Below are 24,300 nucleotides of genomic sequence, written 5' to 3' on the forward strand. Positions count from 1 at the left end.
TTTCTTTCTTATGATTTGATGACTGAAGCGATGACTTGCTCACAAGAGTAAAGTAAAGGTGAGATACGCGGCTAATTCAATGAATGAGCCAGAGAAAACAAGCTGGATAGACAGCCTAAAAACAGAAATCTTGCTGATTCAACACAAACAAAAATGGCCACCAAATCGGCAGCCATTGTGTTTTAAATCTGAGTCTAAGCTAAACGTGAAAGGTTAATCGAATAACTCGATGACCAGCTTGTTGTCTTTAATCACTAGATTAGGTTCCGATGACTTGATCAATGACTCTTGAACCTTGTTGCTATCCAATTTGTAAACCGGTGACTGGGACAAAGCAAAGCCAATCATAGAAACGGCAGGCTTTAGTAACTTCTCTATTTCAGGAGAAAGCTGCTTTCCCTTCTCCTCAAAGCGCTCAAGACGCAGAGATTTTAAGTAGACCTCGCCACTCTCTTTGTCGTATTCAGGAATCGCACTGAACTCGATATCAAGATCCAACCTCATGTTCGGCACGTTAAACACCTGAACTTGTGCATTGGTATTCGCCAGAACAGAAACGCGCTCGGCATCAGCTCGGCCAATTTGCACCGCTAAGTCATCGACAGCGACTTGCGCATACATAACGTTTTGTACACCCACTTCTTGCTCTAACATCACCGAATCTTGAAGGTAGTTCGTCATTTCTTGCTCAGTCACGCTGTAGCTAACACAACCACCTAATATCAGTGCAGACGCTGCCAAAATGAACTTTTTTGCTACGTTAATTATCATCAATATCAGCTCTTTATTGTTAGTGATTACCGCGGAGTTTACCTTGTGATCATCAATACACAAAACAGCAAAAACACAATATCCGTGAATACGTGTATTAATAAGTATAACTATCAGTAAGTAAAGCACCAGATTGGCTTTCTCGCTTGAAGCACTGCCACTTACTTGCTCAACGTTCTTAGGTTTGTGTACTCGAATTAATTGAATTTTGCTTCTAAGCTTATGGGATATTTAGGGGGCTTACTGAAGGTTTCATCATGGATATCGAAACATGAAGAGTGAGCACAATGCCATCAAAAAGAGTATCACCTGAGCCAATAACTCGTTCTGTGATTTTGTTATGCAACACCGCATGCCTGCACCATAGTCAGTGGGTCGGAGAACTGCGTCTCCATAACTGGGAAGCTCAAGTTGCAGAAACAACCGAACAGGCCATTCACTTACTCGATACACGCAGCGAAAGCTACGCACCAATTGTGGTTTCTTGTCTAACATCATCCTCAATCGACAAACAATGTGAGCAAATATCAGCGTTAAAGGTTCACTCTCCAAATTTAAAAGCAATCGCTATCTGCAACCAACCACCAAGACGCAACTTATCGCTCATTAAACAAACCTTTTGGGATTATTACCACCTCCCTATTGATACAGAATGGCTTTGTCGAAATTTAGGCCATGCGTATGGCATGGTCGACACCAAGCAAACTAAACCTAAGCCTGTCTCGTGCCATGAATGTCAATTGGTGGGGCAATCCAGAACCATCCAGCAACTTAAAAAGAAGATAGCCAAGATCGCTAACAACGATTTTCCAGTGCTGATTCAAGGGGAAACCGGAACAGGAAAAAGCCTATGTGCTCGTTTAATACATGAGGCCTCAGCCCGCAGTCAAAAACCTTTCATCGCTGTAAATTGTGGCGCAATTCCACAATCCCTGATTCACTCAGAGTTATTTGGCTTTGAAAAAGGCTCGTTCACGGGTGCAAACAAACGCTACGTCGGACACGTGGAAAGAGCGAATGGTGGCACACTATTTTTGGATGAGATCGGCGACCTTGAACTTTCGCTGCAAACTTACCTGCTCCACTTTCTTGAAAATAGTTCGATAGAACGACTCGGTAGTAATAACCAATTGCCCGTAGATTGCCGTGTAATTTTCGCCACCAACGTCAATATCGAACAAGCCGTTGCTGCGGGTAAATTTCGAAAGGATCTCTTTCATCGCATCAATGTACTTCCATTAGACCTAGTACCACTCAATGATCACAAAGAAGACATTGAAGATTTGGTTCGATTTGAACTGAAGCACAATTACGCATCCAAAACCAAACTGCCTAGTGACACCCTTGAGCAAATGAAACAGTACCATTGGCCGGGCAATGTTAGAGAGTTATTCAACTGCATAAAAAGGGCGATTGTTCTTTCTAATTCAAGCGCCCTCTCTACTCGTCATATGGGGATTCAATTGAAAGACGCGTCGCCCGACGTAGAAAATGATACTCGACTTTCGTCAAAAAATGTTCGTCGTGTGATTCAGCTACACCACTACAATATTTCCCAATCCGCTAAAGCGTTATCTATCTCTCGGACAACCTTATACAAGCTGATCAAAAAACATCAGATAGTAATTTAAGTAGCCTAACTAGCTAGCTAAATAACTAATAAAGCAGCCTAACGAACTAGGCTGCTTTGGAGTTTAGTTGTACTCAATTAATGAAAGTGCTTATGGCTCAGGAACAGTAAACGGACAAACATCACAGGTTGCAATGTTCGATGTTTCCATAAATGCTTGTTGCAAGAACAGCGAGTCAAACGTTGCTGTCACTTGATTAGATAGCATTCCTGCAGTTCCGGTTGGTAACACATTTGGCGCATAAGTTTTACTTACTTGTGTACACACTTGACCAATCGCATCACCAAAGTTCGGTATCCACTCTCCTTCACCCGTTTTACAAGCAAACAGCTCAGGGTCGGCACTTAATGCACTACACATATTACCAGCACCACATGTGGTCACATCCTCAAGATCATCACAAGGTAAAGCAAAGTCGAGGTAATAACTGCTGTTGACTACTTCAGTAGGTAAATCAGAACGGCTCAGAGAGTCATCCTTAGAATCCACCAGCGATTCAATGGCCAATGGGATATCACCGGTATTACATATTTCAACATCATAGGTTTTCTTAAGCACAACTTGACCGCCATCAACCTCTAAGAAGCTATTACACACCTTAGAAATCTCAACCATTGGACTCAAGTCTATTGGTGGACAATTGTAGGCCACTGGCGCTTGAGCATTCACGATAAGCCCATCAAGATCCACCGCACCATCTATCACGCCGACGGCACCGTTATTTACAGACAGATAATTCCCCATGATTGCGAATGACTCACCGACACTCCACACTTCATCGCCGTTACCAACCACTGGAAGCGCACCTAAGATTGGTGACTCAGATAAAAAGGCCACTTAGTAGTCACCATTGGTGCCTAACGAACCAGGGCCAGTGTTGGTAACCGTCACGGTGTAATCTATGTTGAACATACCATCAACCGTAAAGCTGGTTGTGTTACAAGTCGCCGCTATATTGATGCTACATAAACTGAATGAACCGACAACGAAGTCAGCCAAAGATGCATCAATCGAACGAGAAGCTCGTGACTCCACTAAGAAGCTACTGAAACAAGGAATATCCTCAATACCAAACTCATCATTCAACAGAGCTGACAAGTTTAATCGACCTTCCACAAAGCTTTCTGTCGGAATAGAGGTTGTTTCACCCGTTTTCGCGAGATACTCCCAACCTTGTACATTGGGTAGATCAATTGCCCCGATAGAATCATCATTTGAAATCGCACAGATCTTCTCGACACCGACAGCACCACTGCCACATCTTGCACCAACGAAGTCATTCGACTTAGGGTCACCATCAGTTTGGAAGATTCTCGTCATGTTGTCGGTGACATCGCCATTATTCAAATCCCACTGCAACACTTCTATATACGGATTACCGCCACTTGCTTGTGGGAATGAAATCAGCACAAGGATATCTCCATTGATATGCTGTCCAACAAAGTCGCCCTTAGTTTTCCCATCCGGCCACCCTACTTGGTCTTGTAAGAACCAGAAGCCAATGTACATATCACCATTGTTCGCATATCGGTCTGCACCAAAGTAAATCAGCAAGTCACCTTCGCTTTCAAAGGCAGCGGCATACGCATTGGTAAAGTCATCTTTTGGTTGTGGTGACGCGGTACGGAACGCCCAATCTGTAATGTCGGAATCATCTTTTGATCCACCCTTCCAAAAGATTTGGTCGATACCGTTACGGTCTTTTTCGAAAAATTCTGCAATCCCAACCATGCTGTTGGGATCATTTACGTCATCCCAATCAATACCACTATTATCACTGGTCGCGTTACCATCGAGTTCCATCACATCAACAGTAGCCCACACCAACTCGGGGCTACTAAACAACAAAAGCACACTAAGTAAATAATTTATAACCTTCATGTTCTCTCTCCATTTGTTCATACTTATGCTTTTAGGGTTTTCTGCCTTGCCCAAATTGGAGAAAATCCTTTAGCAATTCGTAGGTTCGATAGAGCATATTCCAAGCCAAGTTCAACTTGTTGAATTGATTGATGTTTATATATTGAAGGCAAACCTTTATTGACGCTTTGTTATCCTTTGTCCATAAACCCGAGATTTGACCAAACAATCAAGGACTTGAATAGATGAACAAAGTGTCTACGTCAGACATTTTTTTAGCTTTGATACGAGGAGAGTGATCTTTAAAAGGTACAATCACGTAGCCATTGCTAGATTATTGAATAACAAGCGATTGAATTGACGGGTGCCGACTTAACGGGTAACTGAAGGTTCAGGTCGTGAAATGATAGGCGAACAGACGATGACACAACTTACGATATTCTACGATGGGACATGTCCATTGTGCGCAAAGGAGATGGCGGCACTTGCAAAGCATGATGTCGAGAATAAGATTCAAACCATCGATATCTACAGTGAAGCCTTTTCAGACTACCCTCAGATTGATGCCGACGCAGCCAACACCGTTTTGCATGCACTGGATGAGAATGGAAAACTGCTGCTAGGTTTAGACGTGACCTACCAAGCGTGGCGCTTAGTAGGAAAAGGTTGGCTATACGCCCCTTTACGTTGGGCGATATTCAAGCCAGTGGCCGACTGGTGTTATCTTCGGTTTGCCAAGAACCGATACAAAGTCTCTTTCTGGCTAACTGGAAAGTCACGCTGCGATGGTAACAGCTGCACAAAATAGTACTTGGTTAAGACATACCACTTGCGACTTTGTAATACACCACACCAAACAGCGCAGCAAAAACTAAAACGGTAACCGCGACTTTTAACCAAATAAACTTCATGTTTTGTCCTTTAAATTCTGTTTACTGTTTCGCGAGACAAGTTACCACAACAAAACATTCGGTTGGGTAATGATTTATAGAACTTTGTAGTCATACCAATCACAGTAAGTAAGTGGTCAAAAATAGCGCAGGGAAAAAGCTGGAGAACAAGGCGGATTTTTTCGATAAGTAGTTATTCTACAATCAAAAAATCTAACGACGTTATCGAGATTTTTAACAAGCTAGGGTGAACAGTTATTTACTACGATTGGTATCAATCTTGATAACTAAGTGAGAACCTTTATGTCTGCAAAAGAGAGAAATCTACCTACCCATCGAATTTCTAGATTCAGTAAGTTCGCCTCGCTGGCAACAAGGGTCGCGGGTAATGTGCTAACGGAAGGCACCAAGCAAATAGCACAAGGCAACAGGCCCAAAGCAAAAGACCTACTGCTAACACCTCAAAACATTGCTCGGCTCACCGATCAACTGGCCCATTTACGCGGGGCGGCGATGAAGTTCGGTCAAATGCTGTCGATGGATGCGGGTGATATTCTTGAACCCGAGTTAGCCAACATTCTCGCTCGCCTGCGTTCAGACGCTGACCCACTGCCAGCCAAACAGCTCAGCCAAGTGTTAGAAAATTCACTCGGAATGAACTGGAAGGCGGAGTTTATCTCCTTCAACTTTAAGCCCATCGCCAGTGCGTCCATCGGTCAGGTTCACCAAGCGTATAGCGACTCTGGAGACAAACTTGCCATAAAAGTCCAATACCCAGGCATTCGAAAAAGCATCGACAGTGATGTAGACAACGTAGGTACATTGCTGAACATCGTTGGTTTGATTCCCAAGTCTGTCGATTACAAAGGCTTATTAGAAGAGGCAAAAAAACAACTACATGATGAAGCCGACTATGCTCGCGAGGCTGACTATGCGACTCGTTATCACCATGCATTAAAAGAACACTCTCACTTCGTTGTACCTAAAATTCACCCTCAAATGTCTTCAGAATCAGTGCTCGCAATGGACTTCATTGAAGGCGTCTCGATAGAGCAAATAGAAGGTTACGATCAAAGCACCCGTGATTTTGTGATGCACAGCTTGCTCGAGCTTCTGTTCAGAGAGTTATTCGACTTCAAGATGGTGCAAACCGATCCCAACTTCGCCAACTATCTTTACGTTGAAAACACGCGACAGATTGGGCTTTTAGACTTTGGAGCAACCCGAGAATACAGCGGCCGCTTCAGTGATGGCTATCGTTTGGCTTTTACCTCTGTGATTACTCGCGATGAACAAGGACTCAACAAGGCGTTAGAGCAGATTGGATTTTTTAGCGAGACCATCCTCCCAGACCAGCGCCAAGCGATTCTCAACTTAGTGAAAATGGCCTGTGAACCCATGCTTGTCGATGAAGATTACGACTTCAAAGCCAGTGGTTTAGCCCAAAGGCTTCGTGAAGCAGGAACCATACTCAGCATGGAACAAGAGTATTGGCACACGCCACCAGCCGATGCCCTATTCCTCCACCGAAAAATTGGAGGCATGTACCTGCTGGCATCTCGCCTTGGAGCAAAGGTGAATATCAGGCGCTTAGTAGAGCCCCATTTACTAAGCGACAATTGACACTTTAGCGATAGCTGATACTTAAGCGATTTTGGTCTTTAGAGTGATCATTTTAAGTCGTTGAACAGTAATAACAGTTACGCCAACTAAAATGAGTCAGACTTATGAAACATTTACTGCTGTGCTCCACCGCCCTAATAGCGAGCCTAACAAGTCCATTCGCTTTTTCAGCAAGCTGCCCTGAGATACTCAACGGCAAACAAAGGCTGTTAAATTCAAACGACGAAATTGAGCTGTGTGAAGAGTTCCAAGGTAAGACTTTATTAATCGTGAATACGGCAAGCCAATGCGGTTTCACGCCTCAATTCGAACAACTTGAGCAGCTTCACCAAACGTATAAAGATGAAGGCTTCACGGTTGTTGGTTTCCCAAGTAATGATTTTCGCCAAGACAGAGGAAGCGAGGAGCAATCCGCTAAAATCTGCTACCTAGATTATGGTGTGACTTTTCCGATGATGGCGCGCGCTTCACTCTCTGGGCCAGACGCAAACCCAGTCTTTGCCGAAATCCAACAACAAGCCGGTATCAAACCGAAATGGAATTTCTACAAGTTCTTGGTCAGCAAAGAAGGCAAAGTGATAGCAACCTTCCCGAGTTCTACCTCGCCAACCAGTAGTACCCTCAAAAATGCAATAGAGCAGCAGTTATGAGGTCAGATTACTTGGACACAACTCAAACACGCAACACCATGGCCAAGCTCGGTTATATGGGTTTAATCCCCTTTTTATTCGGCCTACTGTTATCACTCACCGACAGCCAATTCTTTAGCTTGAGCGGCGAAACACTCTTCATCACCTACAGCGTGGTTATCTTGAGCTTTTTGTCGGGCATCTTGTGGGGCAATGGGATAGAGAACTTCGAAAGCCAATCCAGCAACAAGGCTCTGATTCTTAGCAATGTTATTGTGTTGGCAGCGTGGCTAGCGGTGCTACTCGGTGAGCAGCAAGAGTTCCTCACCACTCTGATTCTGATCTTAGGCTTCATTGCGGTTTGGCGAGCGGAAAGGTCAATGAGAGAAGAGAATCAAAGTGAAGGCCCCGATGGCTATTTTGATATGCGAACCCGACTGACCTCTAGCGTGGTGTCGATGCACGGTATCGTGATGTTGACCTAGGTGTGTGTACGCCCATATTTAAATCGGCATCAAGAAGTGGGCTCTAGATAGGCACTCTCTTCTTTAATGGCACCAAAACCATCGACAAATACAACTCACAAACCAGTCAATTTCTACTGACGGCTCACCAACAAATTCGCACCAGATAAGGCAAGAAACACAGAACATGCTTTATTGAAGCGCTTGACCATCTGAGGTTTTGAAAACCAATTTCGTAGATATAAACCAAAGGCCGCATAGATAGAAATCGCGAGCATTTCTAACACAAGGAACGTGCTTCCTAAAACAAAGAATTGAGTATTTACGTTCGCTGAAACATCGACAAATTGAGGAAGGAATGCAGTAAAAATGAGTATCGCTTTTGGATTGCCCGCGGCGAGTGCGAACTCTTGTTTAACCAGACCAAACCAGTTCTTATTTCGTTCGATATCCGCGACCGGGCTAGCTTGTGAGCGCCATAGGTTGAACGCGATCCACAACAGATACATCGCGCCAAATAGTTTGATCAGGAAAAACAGCGTTTCAGAAGTATAAAGCACAACCGCTAAGCCAGATGCAGCCAAAGCAATCATGCCAGAAAAAGCGAGGATTCTTCCTAGGCCTGCGACAAAGGCAGCCTGAAATCCGTAACAACGGGCGTTGTTCATTGATAACAAATTGTTTGGGCCCGGAGTCATGTTGAGCACAAAACAAGCGGGGATGAATAGCATTAACTTCCAGATTTCCATTTTTCGTCCTTGTTAAAAACTTCGTAAATATTTAATCAATGAACGAATGCAGAAAGCTCTGTATTTACCGCTTCACATGCCGCCATTTTAATTAATCATTACTCGACAATATAATGCTCTTCGTCTGGTTCAATCAAATTCTCTGCAATACCAATTTCGCCCGCGATGAAAATCGCACTCGCTATCGTTTCTAATGTTTTATTCGGCTCTCTATCCGGTACCTCGCCCAATTCAGGAACTGGCTGCGATCGCGAGATTGAATTACAAACGACACTTTCACAAACGATATTGTATTGTTCCTGTTGAGAAACTTCAGGTGGCTTAAAATCCGGTGAATTGAAGTCGGTAGCAGTAATACCCTCACTTGAAAACTCAGAGGCGCTGTATGAGGCAGCTGAAAACAGAGAAAGGAGCAGCATCCACTTATTCATATATCTTTCCATCGTTAATATTCACTGAATTTATAAATACTATCTAATCAGAAGTATTATGAACAGCGTTTTATTATCAGGAATTATTATATTTAAGAATGCCGATTAGAAAGCCCAGAGCTTGGATGGCATGAATTCAACTAACATGTGAATGTTTGCCTAACGTAAACTTATCAAGCAGCGCCTGTGGAACTGGGATAACAGAGTATCGAATGAAGGCCACTAACGTCACTATCGCCACAAAACTGCCTAAAACAAAATCATGAACATCAACCAGCACCAAGCCAAGAATTCGATCACCAATGATGGCAAGTATGGCGATACTCAGCGCTACCATCCATTTACGATGATCATAAGGCAAGTACTCCATCTTTTGGCTCACGATGTAGAGCAGTGACAGTCTCACGGCATAAGTGCCACAAAGCACCACCACAACGCCCCACACTCCATAAATCGGTGTCACAACAAAATAACCAATCGCAGCTAAAATCGCACACCCGCCTTGTATCCACATTTGCGATTGGCTTGAGTGACCGCTGAAACAACCAAGGTTTAGGTAATCCCCAGCGTTCTTAATCACACCAATCGCCAAGAGTGCTACAACAATCGTGCCTGCATATTGATAACTGCTTGGCAGAATCAAAGTAATAAAACCAGGTACAGTGAGGATCATCAAACAACCCAATACAATGGCCAGATTAACGCCGACTAGCGCTCTGTCCGCACACTCTTTCTTACCATCAAGCTGTTGTAACATGGCCACTCGGTTTGGAAACCACCACAGAGCATAAGGCTGCAGTAGCAAGCCAAGCAGCAACGCAAACTTGCCACTGACCGCATAAATCGCAAGCTCTTCAACGCCGACAAAGCTTGCCATCACCCAGCGGTCTAGCCCTGTAATCATGTATATTGAAGCGCCACCAACTAACGTGGGCAATCCAAATTTTAGGATCTTAGCGGAGTATTTGAGGCTGCCAAATGAGCCCATCTCCTGCCATTGATAACGCAGCAAACACAGCATCAACAACACACTCGAAACAGCGGAAGATATGAGTACACCATCGATACCATAACCTGCTTCAAGCAATACAAACGTCATAACAGCTTGCACACTCGCCTTCATTACATTGAGCATGCAAAAGCGCTTAGCCATCGCATTCATTCGCATCAATGTGAGCGGGATAGAAATCGCACCATCTAACATGGTCGGTATTAACAGAAGTAGGATTTGATAGGGTTGGAACTCGACAGGAAGCATCAGTAACAACAGCGGCATGCTCAAAGCAATTAAGCTCCCACCAAGCACACACACTAAGACACTCAACGTGAAACAGTTTGAGACAAGCTTTCTTTTTTCTTCACCCTCAGCAACGCCAACATATCGATACATGGCTTCAACAATGCCAAAGCTAAATAAGATCGTCCCGATGTCAGCCAACAAGACAATGGCTTCTAAAGAACCGTATTCAGCCAACGTCATCTTATGAGTGATATAGGGGATCATCACGAGCGAGATCCCTTTCATCATCACAATGCCAATGGCGTAATAGGCAGACTGTTTTAGTGACCCCATAGCAGACACCTATTCCTTTACAATGCAGGCATTAGGAAACTCTTACAGTCTCCAAGAAGGTGTCGTAACGTTCGTTTTTGCGGAGCCAAAACTAACGAGCGGATACTGTATGAAATGGCCAATCGGTTTTGTTGTAAGCCTCGATAATAGTCAGCGTAGCCTTCCAGTATTCTCGCCTTTGCGATTTTGAAGCTAGAAGTGGGTAGATTCCATCGTTGACTGTCATTTTGGTAATGTTGAAGAATAGTCTCTATAGACTGCAAATTTCTCAATTTAAGACTTTCAGTTTGGGTTACTGAACTCGCTCTCATCAAGTAGCCAACCTGCACCGAATTCAACACACCGATCTGATGGTTTTCACTCATTCGAAGCCACAGTTCCCAATCTTCCCCGTACTTTATGTCAGCATTGAAACTGTCTGTTTGAGAAAACACATCCGCTTTTACCATGACCGTTGATGTTCCAATCACATTATTTTCAATGATGAACTCCAACGGGTTCTCGATATTGATGAACAGCTCATCTTGGTCTTGAAACTGCGACCAGTAACTAAAGCAATCCACGATCACTTGGTAATCTTCAGTAAGATGCTCATAGTTAGTAAAGCTCATAGCGAGATCTGGGTAACGTTGATGAAATTCGAGTTGGCGCTCAATTTTTTCTGGAAACCAGAAGTCGTCTGCGTCTAAAAAAGCGATGTATTCACCGGTCGCTTTTTCAATCCCTAGGTTTCTTGCTTGAGGCGCGCCAACACCCAACGTCGATATGATTATAATACGCTCGTCTTCTATCGAAGCGAGATACGTCGACGTTCCATCGTTACTGTTATCGTCAATGACAATGAGTTCAACATCTTGATGAGTCTGCTTTAGTACACTACCAATCGCTTTCGGCAGGTAATCCAAACAATTGTAGGTAGGAATAACAACACTTACTTTAGCCATAATGACGCCCTCAGATTTATACATTATATGGCTAACGTTGCACGTTCTATGCCGAGAGTGTCTTGCTACGAAATCAGCTCTATATCAGTCACCTACACGCCTATTCTCAAAATGACGACCAAACACAGATATTCAAAAAAACTGCAACTCCAATTTGATTATCAATTTGAGAAAACGAGCGACTTCTTTAGGGATAACCTTCAGAAAACCCTCTAAAGCTAAGATTCGATCTTGGTTCGTATCTTGCTTTATTGGTTATTAACTTGGCTTGATAGCTTTAGTCATATGGATTTGAGGAGTAAGGAATGAAGAAAGTAGCATTTGTGGCACCAACCTACCCTGTACTCAGTGAGACCTTCATTCAAACAGAAGTCGACTCTGTGAAAGCGTGTGGGCACGATGTTTGTGTAATGACGTTCAAAATTGAAAACAGTGAAAAACAGTTCGACTACGACATTGTCGAAATAGGTAAAAACGTTCGGAAGGGTAAAGTCGCTAGCATTAACTGGATAGGGTTCATCAAGGCTGTCTCATTTATTTCTAAGCAAACCAGCATGCCCAAAAAGTCACTGTTCGCTTATGGGTTTAAATTAGCGCTGCAACTCGCGGAAAACGACGTCGAACACGTTCACGCGCATTTCTGTCAGCACACTACAGCACACGCCATCGTCGCGGCAAAACTGCTGAATATCACCTGCTCGTTCGTTGCTCATGGTCATGATGTTTACGAATTCGCTTATGACATTGAACATAAAATTTCATCGAGTGATTTTGTAGTTGCAGTGTGTAAAGACATGCTTGCTGACTTCAATACCATGGCGAAAGGAAACATTAAGCTCCTGCACTGCGGAGTTAATACTAAACAATTCCAACTCAGCCCAAAAACCGAAACGAAGCAACTTCGCTTAGTTTTCCTTGGCCGATTAGTGGAGCAAAAAGGCATCCACCATCTTATTGATGCATTGGCGCCGATTGCCGAACCTCTCGACATTCATCTCGATATCATCGGTACTGGCGATTTAGAGCAACAGTTAAAATTGCAGGTCAAAGAAAATGGGCTCACTCGAAACGTGACCTTTCTTGGCGCGAAACCTCACGAGTGGGTCAAAGAAAAACTATCGAACTATGATAGCCTAATCGCGCCCTTCTGTTTTTCCGAAACCGGATGTGTGGATACAGGGCCTCTGGTTTTAAAAGAAGCGATGGCTGTGGGAACGCCAGTTATTACCACCAACATCATGGGATGCAAAGAGATCGTCTCACAAGAGACAGGTTTTGTGGTTAGCGAAAAAAACGTGGAAGAATTAAGAGAAGCGATTGAGCGTTTCGCGCAGCTGAGCAGTAACGATAAAACATCGATGGGTTTAAAGGCACGTGAGAGAGTGAAAGACAGTTTTAATTCGATCAAACAAGCTCAGCAATTATCTCGTTGGATAGAGAACCCAGCTCAATAAGGATTAACTCAGGCAGAGGCAGTAAGCATCGCAAGGACTGCTACGCCTCACAAGAACGACTAAGCTCCATAAAAAACGGAGCACCACAAAACAAAAGAGCGCTACATCCATTTGAAATGTAACGCTCGTCTAGCACTGCCCAATGATCGCGACTAATGGTTTCAGTAACTTTCATTAGCTCTTTATTAAGAAGCCTAGCAAACCTGCTCGCAGTGCCAAAATAGACTCAATATCTTCGATGTCACGATATTGAGCGAGTTGTTGCTCTTTCGATGAAATAGCCACAATCGACATTCTATCGGCCAATTCGTTACCTTCAATACCAACGTGTCCGTTCACATGGTAGATGGTAATTTTTGAAGCCAGTTCTTGGTAGAGCGCATACGCAGGCTTAATAATATCGAGGTTTTTGATCTCGCCGCCCGACTTAGTCCAGCCCTTTTTCTCCCAACCCGTTGCCCACTTAGTAATACAATCAATTGAGTACTTAGAATCACAATAAATCGCAACAGAGAGGCCTGCGTTTAACTTCTCTTTCGCGAGAATAAACGCTTGCTTAAGCCCATGTAGCTCGGCGGTATTGTTGGTACCAACAGGTTGATATAGGCCATACCACAATTCTGTTAATTGGTTGTTTTGGTAGACCGCTAATCCCGTCCCCGCTTCACCAGGGTTTGGCTCACATGCTCCATCAGTAAAGATCTTGATATCAAAAGGCATATCAGTGATTTGTTGTTCTGAAAGAGGTGGCACCTTCGCTTTCGTCGCCTTACCCGCAGAGCTTGGCTTTGTCGCAGTAGAACCTGACGCAGACGACGTTTTACCACCGAAAGCAGACTCAGCCTCGCCTAGTGTTGGAAACGATTTATATCTCGCACCAGCAAAGCCATCGACTTGAGACTTACACTCATTCCAAGTGGTAAAAATACCCGGTGTGCGACCTTTCCAAACCACATAATATTTCTTAGCCAAACTAACTCCTTACCAGAACCTAAATACACAATACCCACACCTAAAATGATTCAGCTATGGGGTAGTAATTATGCCTGATTACGCTTGAAACACATAAATCATTGCATGAAATACAGCGTGTGTTTCAAGAATATCTACGTTATCGACCAAGTATAGAGCGTTATTTCTAATCACAAACCTAATGGCTTCTGATCAAGAACCTCTATGTGCTTCAAGGTCTTGTTTTAGTTTGGTCGTTAACTTTTGAACTTTTGGGAGAACTTGTTGCATTAACGACTGAGTCATGATCATTGACTCTGTTGTCACGGTTGGCATTTTTTTCAGAATGCTTTTTCCATGTTCTGTTTTGTAGAAATCGATCATTGCACTGAGCTCTTCTTCAGTGAATTGATTGCTGTAAATCGCTACAATTCCTGGCTCTAGCTTTTGCCAGCTAACCTCCTCTTTCATTAAGTCATTCATGCCCTGATAGTAATCATCAAAAATAGCTTGTTCTGACTCTGAAATCCCTAGGTCTTTAGACATATTAGCCATCATGCTATCCATTTGAACGTATACCGCATCCAACGTGGAATCGACATCCATAATCTGAAGAAGCTCTTTTATCAGAGCTTGCCTATCATCTTGTGCCGCTGATAATTGCAGCGGTACGAGTAGAAATAAAATTGCGAAAAATCTATACATTTTGAGGTCCCTTTAGCTTTGTAAAACAGCTAAAATATCTTTCCAAACATCTCAACACATTGAATTACCTGCAAATTTACTCACTTTTTATCCATAAGTAAAACGAATTAAACAGTACAAAATAATATAAAATCAATTGCATTTAAATGTGAGAGATTTATTAGACAGATATCAGGAAGAGGAAGAGAGGAATAGACCGCTTTTGAATAAAGAACCACAAGAGAACTAGAGCCTAAAAGTACTCGTTTCAAGTAATGAGTCATACACTTGAAACGAGGATAACTAATGGCGTGACACGACGTATCAATGAAAAAGGTAATCAACCGCGACAAGGTTATAGAATAAAAACATCGCCATGCTGACGCCAATCGTTAGCAGCACATTGCCTGTTTTCCAAATCAACAGACCTGTGACCAGCGCGCCTATCAAGTATGGGTTTTCAAGGCTTGGCCAAAATGTCTGCTCTGGTGCAAATACAATCGGCCCCCAAATTGCGGTAAGCACAGCGGGACTTGAATAGCGTAACAGTCGACGCGTGGTTTGATTTAATCGAAGCGGGATTGCAGGCTCTAGAAACAGATACCGACTAAAGAAAACAATCACTGTCATAAGGAATATCGTTAACCAAATCATCTCTATTTCCCCTCCACAATTGTCTTGTTGCCGTTGTTTCGCTCTTGGAACGATTCGCTGATAAAGCCCGCTAACATACCGGCAATCGCTGCAATCATTAGCCCGCCCTCAATATTGTTAACCGACATGGCAACCGAAGTGACCAATGAAACCACCACACACACTACGACGGATAGAGTTCGGATTAATGGGAACACCAAAGCGATAAAGGTTGCTGCGACCGCGAAATCGAGACCAATTTCATTGAGTGAAGGAATTTGGCTTCCCGCGACAATGCCAACAAAGCTCGCAATATTCCAAACGAGATAAAAACCGCCGCCTACACCCGCAGCATACCAGCGATTAAATTCTTTCTGAGACTGCCCACTACAAATCGCGAACAGCTCATCGGTGAGCCAAAATCCGAGTAATAGACGCCAACGCGCAGGAAGATGGCTGATTTTGTCACGCATCGATACGCTATACAGAAAGTGCCTTGAGGTGATGAACAGTGTGGTCAACAACATGGTGCCTAGACCAATACCCGCTTTGAACATACCCGCGGCGACAAGTTGTGCTGAGCCAGCAAATAGAATAGCCGACATCGCTTGCGCTTGAAGCTGATTCAATCCTGCATCTATCGCATATGAACCCGCTAGAATTCCCCAAGGGATTACCGCAATGCTCAAAGGCATTCCCGCTAAAACGCCCTTCCATAACTGTGTTCGTCTATCCATTGTTTCACTATCCATATCATTCTTTTCTCTCTTTACATTCGCTATTCAATGTAAGAAGAGTTGAGTCGGTTCGATTGTACAAACTTGCTCGATTTCGCGAACGAATTAAGGTGTCCGATTTAGAGCATTTTGATGTATTGCCCCGGCGTGTAGCCATTGGCTTTTTTGAAGTGTCGATGAAAATGGCTTTGATCGTGGAAGCCACACTCTTGCGCGGTATCAGAAATAGTATGTCCTTGTTTCAATAACTTACGAGAAAGTCTTAGCCGAGATTGGATCTGATACGCATGTGGCGGAAGACCAAACTCTTTTTGAAAAGAACGTACCAAGTGAAACGGACTTAATGCCGCTAACTTAGATAGCTCTTCTAGGGACACATCGGCTTGTGGAAAGTCATCTAAGAACTCTTTAACCAGAACGAGCTGACGCTGAGTTTTCCCATCGAGTTGAGGGTTAAGCGGCGATTTTCCATGTCGGCTAATCAGCTTAACCAACATCCCGTACATCAAGGTCTCTCTTAACAGGCGATTGTCGGATTCATCAATCGTGTTGAAGACCAACCTCAATTGATTGGCGAGCTCAGGATCTTCAACAACCGCTCTTGGGAAGTAAGGCGCGCCGTAATTGGGTAGGTTAAGCTCTTGAGTGATCTTGGCAAGTTGCTCAGGGAGTGGATACATGGCTCGATATGCCCAACCACCTTCAGTGGCAGAGTGACCGCTATGAACTTCGTCGGCATTGACCAGAATAATCGCATCTTGTGGTGCTATATGATGCCCGCCCGTTCGATAGAAACGCTGAGCGCCCTGCTCAATAACCCCAAGCGTATAGCCCTCATGGCTGTGGCGCGAGAAGTTCTGCTTTTCGTATTCAGCATTAAGGGTTTCAAGGCCACCGAGCTCTTCTGTGATCTTATATTCGGCCTTTTCTTTAGAGCGTTTCTTGTTCTCCATAATAATTCCCAAGCCTGTTGATTATCGAGCGACTTATCAGTCTACTCTATAGTCTCTTTCAGCTTTTGTACAAAATTGCGCTTTTGTTTGTTAATACCGTTTTTGTCGTTGGCTTAATAACGCTATCTAATTGGGAGGAAAGTCTTGGTCTATAACTAGTTGGCAAAAAATTGACAATAATTTAATCATACACGCCAATACTGTCTTCAAATCATCGGCAACAGACCTGATACACCATGAAAAATACGCTAATCCTTTTCTTTTTCCTGAGCCTTACAGGGTGCACTCATAACCAATCAAAAGCACTGAGCATGAACTCCTCGTCGGTTAACACATACCCACAATCCATGTCGAACCTGCAACTATGCGACACCTTGTATTACGGGCGCTCAAGTAACCAGACACTCGCGGCAATTGGCAGTGAATTCAATCGAAGAGGGTTATCCAAGAGTTGGTGCGATACCGAAACCAACAAGCTTTATCTAACAAAGACGATTGACTGGGTTGCTGACCAAGTAGAAGACAAAGAAGATTCGGAGGAAGAAGCCTCTGCCGTTGTGTTGCCTGCGAATTAAATGAGGCAATGACAGCTAAACGCCTGTTCGCACTTAATGACCTCGCTTGCTTAGGTAACTGTGTGACCTATTTTTACTCAAAAAGTCCCAAGTTAACCTGGCTGCGTTCGAAGAAAAACAACCGCTTCTTTTCGCTACACAAATATTACGAGGGTACTCGGGCGCAAGAGGGATAACATTTACGCTGGGATGAGATTCTGGAACGGCAAGCTCTGCAACAATAGAAACACCTAAGCCCGCTCTAATCAAAGCAAGTATCGAGGTCAATTGAACAATGGTGTGTTTTTCTTTAAGGCGAGATTTTGATAGCTTAAACCATTCTCTAATGAGCGCCTCACTGCCCCCTTTACTCAGTATAAAATCTCGATCTTCGATATCCACAGCCGACAAAACTGACAACTGGGATAAAGGGTCATCTTCATGAACTAAAGCCACCATACGGTCAGTAAAAGCTGGGATGATATCTAGATCTAAATACTCTTTATCAACCGCGATTGCAAAATCTACGCGCCCCTCTCGCAATGCTAATAATGCTCCTTCGTCAGTAAACTCGCTTATTTCAATTTTAACTTGAGGTAAGTGTTGGCTGATCGCATGAATTAGGCTGGGTAAAATATGTGTGGAAGCGGATGCGCCAAAAGAAGCCACTTTCACCTGTCCAGCGCCATATTTTTGAATAAGTCGAAGCTGTCTCAATAACACCTCTCCCTGCAATTCCTGCTGTTTAGCGAACTCAGCAATCAACCTCCCTTCCTCTGTTAACAATAAGGGACGACTGTCTCTTCGAACTAAAGCGAAACCTAATACATCTTCAGCACGTCGAAGAGCTTTGCTCGCAGCGGGTTGGCTGACTCCTAATACCAGAGCGGCATCAGTGATACTTCCGAGCGCTAGTAGCTGCAGAAGTAATTTGGGAACTAATGATGGGATGCTTTCCAAGTCTTCAACCATTTATATAACCTCAGGTTATTTTGATATCTATCTCTATGCTAGCAGACTACTTTTTCCGAAAAATAGATACTAGTCACCCGGAGAAAACAAATGACTATAGAAACATGGCTAACCTTCTGCCTCGCTTCACTTATCTTAACCATGACGCCAGGTCCCAGCATTTTGTTGGGCGTCATTCATTCAATGAAATATGGCGTTAATAAAGCTATTTTTACGGCACTAGGCGATATCTCAGCAAACTTCATACAGATGATCATTGTTGCAGTTGGACTTGGCATCATAATGTCAACGTCTGAACTAGCGTTCGCCGTTATCAAGTGGCTTGGGGTCACAACATTGCTGTATATGGGGATCAAGATGTTGCGTGATAAACCTGAGTGTGATGCACAAATAACCACCAATTCACCCACCGCGATTTCAGGCCACAGACTCTATTTAAGTGGTTTCTTCGTTGCAGCGGGTAACCCCAAAGCGATTGTCTTTTTCACTGCATTCTTTCCCCAGTTCATAGACCCAACCAAGCCCCTGTTATCACAAATGTTGGTGATGTGCCCCACAATGGCAGTGTTGGATTTTACGTGGGTGATGATTTACGCCATCTCTGCCAAGAAGCTTCTTGGGTTTATGCAAGATCACCCAACGTACCTGAATAAAATCGGTGGCTCAGCGCTTTTAACTGCAGCCATCGTACTCGCAGTAACAAATCACAGCTCCAACCTATAGTCGAGCCAGTAAAGGAAAAACAATAAATTGAGTTTCATTCGGGAGGAAAATCGTCTGCTGTAACGCTACCTGCGGATTAATCGGATAAGTATTGTTAACGTCCTTAAATACGCTAACAGTACTTCTGGCAATAAAACTGGAGCAAACTAATTGATCTGCATGCCTTTGCTCACATCAATATGCATTTGCATTGATAAATGTTAACAATTGGTTAATTATCCATATCCATTATTACTATAAGGAAATAACCAATGAAATGGATACTTGTTGCATTCGTCAGTGTTTTCTCTGTGTTCACATACGCAAAAGATTGGAAACAAATTCGCTTTACTGTTGAAGGGGCCTACCCACCGTTCAGTTGGACAACGCAAGATGGTGAATTAGAGGGGTTTGAAGTCGATTTAGCCAACGCCTTGTGTATCGAATTAGAAGTAAAATGTATCATCTCAAAAACTGATTGGGACGGTATTATCCCATCACTTTTAAGCCGTAAAAACGATGCAATTATAGCGGCTATGACCATTACCGAAGAACGTGAAAAGAAAGTTAACTTCACGATGCCTTACGCTAAAGTTCCCACTCGTTTTGTCATGGAAAAAGGGCGTGAAATCAATATGGATGACGGCAGCTTAAATGAACTAACAATTGGGGTTCAGCGCGCTACCATTGGTGACAAATACCTTTCCGAGATCTACCCAAATGTAGATATCAAGCGTTATGGATCATTCGACGAAGCCTTTACCGATTTACTCAATGGGCGCCTAGATAGCGTGTTTGGTGGTTCAATGGGGCTCAACGCAGGCTTTCTTGAAACGGATCAGGGTAAGGACTATCACTTTACAGGCCCTAAATTTACAGAAGAGAAGTGGTTTGGTCGTGGTATTGGAGTCGCTGTTAGAAAACAAGATGACGAATTAAAAGATCTTATCGATAGTGGAATACAAAGACTGATCGACAATGGTCAACATCAAAAAATCGCAAGTAAATACTTTTCATACAGCATTTACGAATAGTTTGGTATGCAGTGTGGACTAAACTAATTGCGAACTGTTGTTCACTTTAAAAAGCTTCAGATAGCAAAAAGCCGCTCATAAAGAGCGGCTTTTTTAAGGTGATGCTTGCAGGATAAGTCAGCATAACTCGAACCAACCATCAAAGACTTACAATACTATTTGCAGTATAAGTTCGCATAACATTGCATCGAAAGTCTGCAAATTTGAACAACGACTAAGATTCAACGTAGTAAATTTACTACGCTCCAATTAATCCTCTAGCAGACATAATCGACATGTGTGTAACAAACTTTTGGACAGAAGTCATTTAGGAAATGATGAAATGTTAGCAAATAATGGATAACTCGAAGTATTGCAAACCGCGTTATTGAATGCTAGCGCACCGGTTTACATGCGCTAGCAGGTTGTTGTGCGCCAAGAAAGCGAACGACAATCTATTCACACAGACTAGAGTCTAAAACATACGTCCGACTTGAGGATTTCAAAGCCACTTCTCTCTTTGTTGGGCATTCGACATAGCTGTTATCTCTGATTTCTTGCCTTAGCATAGAGTCAAAGTAGTGACCTAACACAGCAAAAACCAACGCTCCAAATAACATTAATTTAAGTGTTAATTTTGGTAGTTGTACATTTAAAAATATATTGAGTAGTGCCATTGGGATACAAGGAAGAAAAAAGCCAAATAGTACAAATGAAGATGTATTGTTAAAGTATCCCGATACTTTAATGATGGGCTCAATATCTACGCTTTTTACTAAATTGCTCAAGTCATAAACACCAAAAGCGCACCATAGCGTTATGGCGATAAAGAATAGCAAAGCAGAAAGCTTCTTCAGTAAGTCTGTCATATTAATCAATTAACTCTTCTACTGCTTCTTTCATTGGTTCGGTAAACTTATATTCGTCGTCTAAGTCTGAAATGTAACCACCAATCTTGAAGGCGGAATAAGCAAACAAGCCCAGCCCAACGGCAACTGGTAAAGAAAAACCAAAGAGCAACCCTAGTGCCGCACGTGAGCCGAGTAAAATACCTTGAGCGACTACACCTGCAACAACCCCCTTGACCACGTCAGCAGAATATTGACCGACAACCTCACCCAAGTTTTTTTCATCATGCAGTATGTAATCTACGGCATTGACTGCGCCACTGAAAACAAGTTCTACATAGATGTTACCTTTCACGAAATTAACATTACCTTTAACAGTATTCAGTGCGTAGCCGATTTTAAGCATTTGAGGTGTCGCTTCCTGCCAACGAATACCGAGATCTAAATATCGAGGCTTGTAGTTCTCAACCACAATATTCGTCACTCCATTGATATCGACCGCCTTAGCGGTTGCTCCCAATCCACCAAGCTCTTTGGCTACCTCATAGGCACCTTTTAAGCCCATACTTACGCCTGTGTAGTCTTTACCTGTAGAAAGCTCACCGTGAGTGTCTTTCATGAGTAAATCTAAATACTCGTTCGCTTCCTCAACAGTCATCACAGCAATGCTGACATTGGTTTGTTGAGACGTATCCCACTTATATTCTTTCGCTTGCTCTTGTAATTCCTTATTCCACTCTCTTTCAGTAAGATCGTAGGCCTGTTGTGCAGCAGCACGCTCTGCAAGAACGCGTTCTCTATCTTCAGCCCAACGTTTATAATCTTTTGCAGTATAGGTTAATTCCGCTCGGCGCTCTTGCCGGTGACGCTCCGCTCTTTCTCTTGTGGTTTCTTGTCTTTCTTCTGGAGCTACAGGAGCTGATTCATATCTCATGGGAGTCGGCTTAACTGATAAATAAAAAGGATAATAACAATATTTTCAGTAACTTATCATCCTTAACAAGATAATCCGACGATTTAACCAACTAAATAGGCAATCTAACAGGCCAAACAAGCATAATGGAGACTCAATCGTGTTGAGTTGAAATCTATCGGATAACTTTTTGTAGGGTAAAATGAACGACACAGATCTTATAGATTATTTGTTCTAGCGAATTTTGGGGCACAAACGAGTCAGACAAGCTTGAAGCTACAGTTATCACGTAAAATAGAAAATTGAGAATAATGTTTGCTGTCGGAAAGCCGCTTAGTAAAGCTTCCAACCCTGTTGGTTATCTGTCAATTTCACCGTGAAATCCGACAATAAAAAGCAACCTAAGCGCATGTTTTGTAACAATTAATTGTAGGTGCAAAAGTTGTCGTTTTTTTTAGAAAACGAATTCCGAACTGAAGGCGGTCAATACCAGCTACTATTGACCGCTGGTCGCGCGTAATGTAGTTATGGTCGTGTCTGTGTTTTAGACAAGCTAAGCTAGATCCCTTTAGATTTACCACGTAAATGTATGGTTTATAAATACTTTAAGGGGAAGAGAAGTTCATTCCGCAGGTTGCGATTCGCACACTGCGAAATGAGCGTCTAACTAGAAAAGGGGCAGATATGAGTTGTTGCAGAATCTGCAATCACTGAGCTTTCTCGTTGCTCGGGCAATTATTGCAACAGTTCAACTACCGAGGAATCCTCGATAGTTGCTTGATAAGCAATGTGCATATTTTGCACATTAGTTAGTTCTATTGCCGAAGCGACGAGATCAGAACCGGGTTGGAGCAGAGGTGATTTACGAAACAACCTGTTGGACAATTGTGAAACAGCTTGTTTCACAAAGAAATCTCATGGTGGTTTCTTGCGCTCTAAACACATCTTGGGGCAGAAGCAAGCTTGCCACATACAGTTCTTAGCTTTAAACTAACGTTGAGAGCCTCGGGTATCTCTGCTTTTTCTTGGATGTACTACTTACTGTCTGGCCAGAAGTAATTGTATCGAATTGAACTTGGCTTAATTGCAAAGCAGACCACCGAGGACATATGATAAGTCTAGGTGCTTTCCCTTCCATATACTTTGGTGATAAAACACCCGACGCTGCACACAGAATGTATTCCCTCTTCGTTTTGAATGACAAACATTCTGTAGCTGTTTACAAAGCCATAGGTATTGCCTGTGGCTTTGTCGTATCTGGGACTAAAAAACTGGTGCAACAGGCTTACACACAAATTAATCTATTGATAGTTTCTTATGCTCTAAACACGTTTAGGGGCAGAAATAATTCACGAAACAGGTTGTACCGCAATTGTGCAACAGGCTGTTTCACAATTAGAAGATTGGAGTTGTTGCAGAATTTGCAACAACTGAGTTTTTCCTCGAAACCTTAGTAATTGATACTAGAAAAGGATGTATCCGAGTATTAAGCCCACAACCATTATGATGATACTGGTTAATGTCATATTGTTGTCGACCCATTCATCAAGCTTATTCATTCGAAGTTCCTCTTTCTTTGCTAATCATGTCAAAACCATGTTCAATACCATGAGTTACTTCACGTAAGAGTGTCTTATTTGGTGAATTCAAATTAGCTATAACCCGACCAATTTCATTGCCCAAATCACAAAGCTCAATATCACCATCAGGAAGGCGATCAAGTGCTAACTTGAGGTTTGAAAGAAAAATATCTGGGTTCACCAAACCTGAACTAAGCTCATCGAAAACCTCATTTCGGTTAGCCATTAAATCATCTGTAATCCGCTCTACCTCGTCGGCGAAAGGCACCCAATCAGGCTTTGTTTCAGTCCTGGTGAGTAAATCACTGTGGGCATTATAAGGAGTAATCCCTTCTAACAGCTCTTTTTCGGTCAGCTTTTTCTTACTCATCTCATACAACCTAGCAGGAATTTTAGATAAGTTGCAGTATAGCAAAATCAGCTAGACTACCGTTAGAGTGAATGCGCTTAAACAAACTTCGCGGCATTTCCATGTTAGAAAGTGGGACGAATAAAACCGATTGTAAACAAACAAAAACCATCAAGCCTAAACATGATGGTTTTGATTATTAACTGCTTGTTCAGCAGGAAGGTTGCTTTCTTCCTGGCCTATTCTTAGCTGCCTATGCGGCAGGACACAAGGTAAGCAAGGTATTTCAAGACTATTTAGCTTTCTTAGCTGCCTATGCGGCAGGACACTGTTAACTTGATCTGAACCAGTAGTTTTGGACACTGCGTTAAGTGAGTACAATCACTAACGAG

General features: G+C 43.0%; 23 protein-coding genes and 1 pseudogene. 9 read left to right on the plus strand and 15 right to left on the minus strand.

Annotation, left to right across the window (positions count from 1 at the left end):
* Positions 1-213: 213 nt before the first annotated feature.
* Positions 214-771 carry a DUF1439 domain-containing protein gene (locus ACED59_RS08315; RefSeq protein WP_029224029.1) on the minus strand — a complete coding sequence of 186 codons (558 nt, stop codon included), beginning with the start codon at positions 769-771 and terminating at the stop codon, positions 214-216.
* 287 nt (positions 772-1,058) lie between these two features.
* Between ACED59_RS08315 and ACED59_RS08320 the strand changes: the two genes are divergently transcribed.
* Positions 1,059-2,402, plus strand: a complete 1,344-nt coding sequence (locus ACED59_RS08320; protein WP_017098722.1) for a sigma-54-dependent Fis family transcriptional regulator — start codon at positions 1,059-1,061, stop codon at positions 2,400-2,402.
* Between the two features lie 90 nt (positions 2,403-2,492).
* Here ACED59_RS08320 and ACED59_RS08325 read toward each other — a convergent pair.
* Positions 2,493-4,283, minus strand: a pseudogene (locus ACED59_RS08325) (hypothetical protein).
* 400 nt (positions 4,284-4,683) lie between these two features.
* On the opposite strand from ACED59_RS08325, the gene ACED59_RS08330 reads away from it, so the two are divergent.
* The 4 genes from ACED59_RS08330 (at position 4,684) to ACED59_RS08345 (ending at position 7,889) form a co-directional block, all read left to right on the plus strand.
* Positions 4,684-5,070, plus strand: coding sequence for a thiol-disulfide oxidoreductase DCC family protein (locus tag ACED59_RS08330; protein WP_017080389.1), 387 nt, complete (start codon positions 4,684-4,686; stop codon positions 5,068-5,070).
* A 385-nt stretch (positions 5,071-5,455) separates the two neighbouring features.
* The gene (locus ACED59_RS08335; RefSeq protein WP_017098719.1) at positions 5,456-6,775 is read left to right on the plus strand and encodes an AarF/ABC1/UbiB kinase family protein; all 1,320 of its coding nucleotides are present in this window, start codon (positions 5,456-5,458) and stop codon (positions 6,773-6,775) included.
* A 104-nt stretch (positions 6,776-6,879) separates the two neighbouring features.
* A complete protein-coding gene (locus ACED59_RS08340) occupies positions 6,880-7,425 on the plus strand; it encodes a glutathione peroxidase (RefSeq protein WP_017098718.1) in 546 nt (181 codons plus the stop codon).
* Positions 7,422-7,889, plus strand: a complete 468-nt coding sequence (locus ACED59_RS08345; RefSeq protein ID WP_017098717.1) for a DUF3429 domain-containing protein — start codon at positions 7,422-7,424, stop codon at positions 7,887-7,889. The genes ACED59_RS08340 and ACED59_RS08345 overlap by 4 nt, the downstream gene beginning before the upstream one ends.
* A 113-nt stretch (positions 7,890-8,002) precedes the next feature.
* Here ACED59_RS08345 and ACED59_RS08350 read toward each other — a convergent pair whose 3' ends face one another.
* The 4 genes from ACED59_RS08350 to ACED59_RS08365 form a co-directional block, all read right to left on the minus strand.
* Positions 8,003-8,617 carry a LysE family translocator gene (locus ACED59_RS08350; RefSeq protein ID WP_371704876.1) on the minus strand — a complete coding sequence of 205 codons (615 nt, stop codon included), beginning with the start codon at positions 8,615-8,617 and terminating at the stop codon, positions 8,003-8,005.
* A gap of 98 nt (positions 8,618-8,715) precedes the next feature.
* Positions 8,716-9,048 (minus strand): hypothetical protein, encoded by a 333-nt coding sequence (locus ACED59_RS08355; RefSeq protein ID WP_029224028.1) that lies wholly within the window; start codon positions 9,046-9,048, stop codon positions 8,716-8,718.
* A gap of 136 nt (positions 9,049-9,184) precedes the next feature.
* A complete protein-coding gene (locus tag ACED59_RS08360) occupies positions 9,185-10,621 on the minus strand; it encodes a lipopolysaccharide biosynthesis protein (RefSeq protein ID WP_029224027.1) in 1,437 nt (478 codons plus the stop codon).
* Between the two features lie 17 nt (positions 10,622-10,638).
* Positions 10,639-11,565, minus strand: a complete 927-nt coding sequence (locus ACED59_RS08365; RefSeq protein ID WP_017098713.1) for a glycosyltransferase — start codon at positions 11,563-11,565, stop codon at positions 10,639-10,641.
* Between the two features lie 305 nt (positions 11,566-11,870).
* Here ACED59_RS08365 and ACED59_RS08370 point away from each other — a divergent pair, with 305 nt between their 5' ends.
* On the plus strand, positions 11,871-13,019 hold the full coding sequence (locus ACED59_RS08370; RefSeq protein WP_371704877.1) for a glycosyltransferase family 4 protein: 1,149 nt from the start codon (positions 11,871-11,873) through the stop codon (positions 13,017-13,019).
* Positions 13,020-13,193: 174 nt separating this feature from the next.
* On the opposite strand, the gene ACED59_RS08375 is transcribed toward ACED59_RS08370, so the two are convergent.
* The 5 genes from ACED59_RS08375 to ACED59_RS08395 form a co-directional block, all read right to left on the minus strand.
* Positions 13,194-13,991 carry a viroplasmin family protein gene (locus ACED59_RS08375; protein WP_017098710.1) on the minus strand — a complete coding sequence of 266 codons (798 nt, stop codon included), beginning with the start codon at positions 13,989-13,991 and terminating at the stop codon, positions 13,194-13,196.
* Between the two features lie 192 nt (positions 13,992-14,183).
* On the minus strand, positions 14,184-14,675 hold the full coding sequence (locus tag ACED59_RS08380) for a DUF2059 domain-containing protein (RefSeq protein ID WP_017098709.1): 492 nt from the start codon (positions 14,673-14,675) through the stop codon (positions 14,184-14,186).
* 303 nt (positions 14,676-14,978) lie between these two features.
* Positions 14,979-15,308, minus strand: coding sequence for an AzlD domain-containing protein (locus tag ACED59_RS08385; protein WP_017098708.1), 330 nt, complete (start codon positions 15,306-15,308; stop codon positions 14,979-14,981).
* A gap of 2 nt (positions 15,309-15,310) precedes the next feature.
* On the minus strand, positions 15,311-16,039 hold the full coding sequence (locus ACED59_RS08390; RefSeq protein WP_017098707.1) for an AzlC family ABC transporter permease: 729 nt from the start codon (positions 16,037-16,039) through the stop codon (positions 15,311-15,313).
* A gap of 104 nt (positions 16,040-16,143) precedes the next feature.
* A complete protein-coding gene (locus tag ACED59_RS08395; protein ID WP_004736410.1) occupies positions 16,144-16,977 on the minus strand; it encodes an AraC family transcriptional regulator in 834 nt (277 codons plus the stop codon).
* A 236-nt stretch (positions 16,978-17,213) separates the two neighbouring features.
* On the opposite strand from ACED59_RS08395, the gene ACED59_RS08400 reads away from it, so the two are divergent.
* Positions 17,214-17,552 carry a hypothetical protein gene (locus ACED59_RS08400; RefSeq protein ID WP_017084570.1) on the plus strand — a complete coding sequence of 113 codons (339 nt, stop codon included), beginning with the start codon at positions 17,214-17,216 and terminating at the stop codon, positions 17,550-17,552.
* A 33-nt stretch (positions 17,553-17,585) separates the two neighbouring features.
* Here the strand turns inward: ACED59_RS08400 and ACED59_RS08405 are convergent, their stop codons facing one another.
* Positions 17,586-18,503, minus strand: a complete 918-nt coding sequence (locus ACED59_RS08405; RefSeq protein ID WP_017098705.1) for a LysR family transcriptional regulator — start codon at positions 18,501-18,503, stop codon at positions 17,586-17,588.
* 90 nt (positions 18,504-18,593) lie between these two features.
* On the opposite strand from ACED59_RS08405, the gene ACED59_RS08410 reads away from it, so the two are divergent.
* Together ACED59_RS08410 and ACED59_RS08415 are read left to right on the plus strand one after the other, a co-directional pair.
* Positions 18,594-19,226: a LysE family translocator gene (locus ACED59_RS08410; protein WP_017098704.1), complete on the plus strand. Its 633-nt coding sequence runs from the start codon at positions 18,594-18,596 to the stop codon at positions 19,224-19,226.
* Between the two features lie 251 nt (positions 19,227-19,477).
* Complete coding sequence (locus ACED59_RS08415; protein ID WP_017098703.1) at positions 19,478-20,239, plus strand: transporter substrate-binding domain-containing protein; 762 nt, start codon at positions 19,478-19,480, stop codon at positions 20,237-20,239.
* A 434-nt stretch (positions 20,240-20,673) separates the two neighbouring features.
* On the opposite strand, the gene ACED59_RS08420 is transcribed toward ACED59_RS08415, so the two are convergent.
* The 3 genes from ACED59_RS08420 to ACED59_RS08430 all read right to left on the minus strand — a co-directional run bounded on the left by ACED59_RS08420 (position 20,674) and on the right by ACED59_RS08430 (position 23,929).
* Complete coding sequence (locus tag ACED59_RS08420; protein ID WP_017098702.1) at positions 20,674-21,087, minus strand: hypothetical protein; 414 nt, start codon at positions 21,085-21,087, stop codon at positions 20,674-20,676.
* A 1-nt stretch (position 21,088) separates the two neighbouring features.
* Positions 21,089-22,000: a hypothetical protein gene (locus ACED59_RS08425; RefSeq protein WP_017098701.1), complete on the minus strand. Its 912-nt coding sequence runs from the start codon at positions 21,998-22,000 to the stop codon at positions 21,089-21,091.
* A 1,530-nt stretch (positions 22,001-23,530) separates the two neighbouring features.
* Complete coding sequence (locus tag ACED59_RS08430; RefSeq protein ID WP_017098526.1) at positions 23,531-23,929, minus strand: hypothetical protein; 399 nt, start codon at positions 23,927-23,929, stop codon at positions 23,531-23,533.
* Between the last annotated feature and the right edge of the window lie 371 nt (positions 23,930-24,300).

It is taken from the genome of Vibrio sp. FF266, assembly GCF_041439695.1.
Taxonomy (GTDB): Bacteria; Pseudomonadota; Gammaproteobacteria; order Enterobacterales; family Vibrionaceae; genus Vibrio; species Vibrio tasmaniensis_A.

What these genes read in the sequence shown, in the direction of transcription:
- ACED59_RS08415 (WP_017098703.1), top strand. Translation starts at nt 19,478, where the DNA reads ATGAAATGGATACTTGTTGCATTCGTCAGTGTTTTCTCTGTGTTCACA.
- ACED59_RS08420 (WP_017098702.1), bottom strand. Translation starts at nt 21,087, where the DNA reads ATGACAGACTTACTGAAGAAGCTTTCTGCTTTGCTATTCTTTATCGCC.
- ACED59_RS08345 (WP_017098717.1), top strand. Translation starts at nt 7,422, where the DNA reads ATGAGGTCAGATTACTTGGACACAACTCAAACACGCAACACCATGGCC.
- ACED59_RS08365 (WP_017098713.1), bottom strand. Translation starts at nt 11,565, where the DNA reads ATGGCTAAAGTAAGTGTTGTTATTCCTACCTACAATTGTTTGGATTAC.
- ACED59_RS08390 (WP_017098707.1), bottom strand. Translation starts at nt 16,039, where the DNA reads ATGGATAGTGAAACAATGGATAGACGAACACAGTTATGGAAGGGCGTT.
- ACED59_RS08385 (WP_017098708.1), bottom strand. Translation starts at nt 15,308, where the DNA reads ATGATTTGGTTAACGATATTCCTTATGACAGTGATTGTTTTCTTTAGT.
- ACED59_RS08425 (WP_017098701.1), bottom strand. Translation starts at nt 22,000, where the DNA reads ATGAGATATGAATCAGCTCCTGTAGCTCCAGAAGAAAGACAAGAAACC.
- ACED59_RS08360 (WP_029224027.1), bottom strand. Translation starts at nt 10,621, where the DNA reads ATGGGGTCACTAAAACAGTCTGCCTATTACGCCATTGGCATTGTGATG.
- ACED59_RS08395 (WP_004736410.1), bottom strand. Translation starts at nt 16,977, where the DNA reads ATGGAGAACAAGAAACGCTCTAAAGAAAAGGCCGAATATAAGATCACA.
- ACED59_RS08350 (WP_371704876.1), bottom strand. Translation starts at nt 8,617, where the DNA reads ATGGAAATCTGGAAGTTAATGCTATTCATCCCCGCTTGTTTTGTGCTC.
- ACED59_RS08340 (WP_017098718.1), top strand. Translation starts at nt 6,880, where the DNA reads ATGAAACATTTACTGCTGTGCTCCACCGCCCTAATAGCGAGCCTAACA.
- ACED59_RS08405 (WP_017098705.1), bottom strand. Translation starts at nt 18,503, where the DNA reads ATGGTTGAAGACTTGGAAAGCATCCCATCATTAGTTCCCAAATTACTT.
- ACED59_RS08330 (WP_017080389.1), top strand. Translation starts at nt 4,684, where the DNA reads ATGACACAACTTACGATATTCTACGATGGGACATGTCCATTGTGCGCA.
- ACED59_RS08370 (WP_371704877.1), top strand. Translation starts at nt 11,871, where the DNA reads ATGAAGAAAGTAGCATTTGTGGCACCAACCTACCCTGTACTCAGTGAG.
- ACED59_RS08335 (WP_017098719.1), top strand. Translation starts at nt 5,456, where the DNA reads ATGTCTGCAAAAGAGAGAAATCTACCTACCCATCGAATTTCTAGATTC.
- ACED59_RS08355 (WP_029224028.1), bottom strand. Translation starts at nt 9,048, where the DNA reads ATGAATAAGTGGATGCTGCTCCTTTCTCTGTTTTCAGCTGCCTCATAC.
- ACED59_RS08315 (WP_029224029.1), bottom strand. Translation starts at nt 771, where the DNA reads ATGATAATTAACGTAGCAAAAAAGTTCATTTTGGCAGCGTCTGCACTG.
- ACED59_RS08320 (WP_017098722.1), top strand. Translation starts at nt 1,059, where the DNA reads ATGCCATCAAAAAGAGTATCACCTGAGCCAATAACTCGTTCTGTGATT.
- ACED59_RS08410 (WP_017098704.1), top strand. Translation starts at nt 18,594, where the DNA reads ATGACTATAGAAACATGGCTAACCTTCTGCCTCGCTTCACTTATCTTA.
- ACED59_RS08380 (WP_017098709.1), bottom strand. Translation starts at nt 14,675, where the DNA reads ATGTATAGATTTTTCGCAATTTTATTTCTACTCGTACCGCTGCAATTA.
- ACED59_RS08430 (WP_017098526.1), bottom strand. Translation starts at nt 23,929, where the DNA reads ATGAGTAAGAAAAAGCTGACCGAAAAAGAGCTGTTAGAAGGGATTACT.
- ACED59_RS08400 (WP_017084570.1), top strand. Translation starts at nt 17,214, where the DNA reads ATGAAAAATACGCTAATCCTTTTCTTTTTCCTGAGCCTTACAGGGTGC.